The sequence below is a fragment of the Phenylobacterium sp. genome (assembly GCF_030651755.1).
Taxonomy (GTDB): Bacteria; Pseudomonadota; Alphaproteobacteria; order Caulobacterales; family Caulobacteraceae; genus Phenylobacterium.
This window is the reverse complement of record NZ_JAUSBZ010000086.1, coordinates 1-1,503: the sequence shown is the minus strand read 5'-3', so window position 1 is coordinate 1,503 and position 1,503 is coordinate 1. Positions and strand designations below refer to the sequence as shown.

The 1,503-nt window shown below is 66.2% G+C and carries 2 protein-coding genes; one reads left to right on the top strand and one right to left on the bottom strand.

The annotated features are described in order from the left end of the window. Positions 1-324: 324 nt before the first annotated feature. Positions 325-891, top strand: a complete 567-nt coding sequence (locus tag Q7V15_RS08205) for a hypothetical protein (RefSeq protein ID WP_304754987.1) — start codon at positions 325-327, stop codon at positions 889-891. Between the two features lie 18 nt (positions 892-909). Here the strand turns inward: Q7V15_RS08205 and Q7V15_RS08200 are convergent, their stop codons facing one another. Then, complete coding sequence (locus Q7V15_RS08200; protein WP_304754986.1) at positions 910-1,398, bottom strand: DUF3299 domain-containing protein; 489 nt, start codon at positions 1,396-1,398, stop codon at positions 910-912. Positions 1,399-1,503 lie beyond the last annotated feature (105 nt).

The following is a 1,503-nucleotide window of genomic DNA, read 5'->3' as shown; positions in this document are numbered from 1 at the left end:
TGGGGACAAGTGACACCTGCGCACTATGGAATTGGCCAGCGACCCATCCTTTGGATCGCACAATCAGAAACGCTTACAATGCCGAGGCGGCCTGACCTATACTGGGGGATGGGTTTGATGGCCCTGGCAGCGACGCCGCGCCCGGGCGTCGCCACCTAAGTCCTCGAACGACCAGCGCCAGCGGCGGCCTCGCGCCCGTATCCGCATCTGGCGGGGCGGATAAGGGGCCTGACGACGGCCCATCGTGGTCGACCAGCTTCCTGCCCGCCCGCGCGACAAGGGCGGCGCCGCGGCCTGCGCGGATCGGAAGGAGCGCTACTTTACGTGACCAATGCTGGAAATCCCCCGACCGTGTCCAAGTTGGACGTGACCCATGGCTGCTACCGGATCCTGGCCGGCCCCCGCGGCGAGGTCGGCGAAGCGATCGCCTATGTGGGGATGCGCAAGCTCGATCAGCTGACCGACGACACGGTTGATGCGGCCTATGCGGCGATGATCGTGCGCCTGGACGCGCGCCGCGACGCCTTCGTCGCTCAGCGGGACGAGCAGGGCCTGCCCAGCGCAGATGAGTATCGTGAGGCGCTCGATGCTACGCCCCTGATCGCTGACTCAAGGCTCGACAACACCCTGCACGCCCATTCGCAACGCGCGAACGCCCGGGCCAATGCGGGAGATCTGGCTCGGTCCTGCGGGCTGACGGAAACCGCCTTCTGGCTGGAATATGGACGACTGGGTCGGCGGCTCAGCGCCCTGCTGGCCATCGACCCACCCAAGGACAAGACTGTCCGGCAGCTGGCCTCGCTCTACAGTTTCGCGACGTTTGAGGCCGGCGCCCGCCCCAGCGACCTGACGATCACCCTGCGGCCCGCCTTTCTTGAGGCCCTTCAATAGGGCGACGGCGGCGGGCGCTCAGAGCGCCCGGCCGTTGTTGATCTTGTAAAAGACGCCGCCTTCGTCCTGACCGGCCAGTTCCAGCACCCCTTCGATGGTCTTGACGCCGTAGTCGAAGGTCACGCCCTTGTCGGTCTTCACCTCGATGAACTGCATCGGGCCGGGATTGAGGTGGAAGGGGCAGTCTGGCGGATAGGCCAGCAGGACGAAGTGGGTCTGGGTCTTGCCGTTCTGCAGCGGCATCATATAGCCCGAGACCTTCACCTTCTTGCCCTTCAGCGCCAGCACCCCTGGCGGAAAGTCCGGCTTGGACAGCAGATAGCCGCGGGAATCGGTGCGGGTGATCTCCTTGGTGGATTCCAGCAAGGCCCAGGCGACGCCCCCTGGGGGAGTGTCGGCGGGCTTCCACACGCTCTCGGTGGGGGCGTCTGCGCGAGTCAGGGCCACAGCGCTCAGGGGCGCAGCCTGCAGGGCGAGGGTCGCGGCGAGCAGCAAGCGAACGAACATGGACGAACTCCTTAGCGGGTGTCGGCGAGCGTCTTGGCGATGTCGACCCGAAAGACTTTGAGCGCCGGGATCAGGGCCGCAAGCCCCCCCATGCCGATTGCAGCC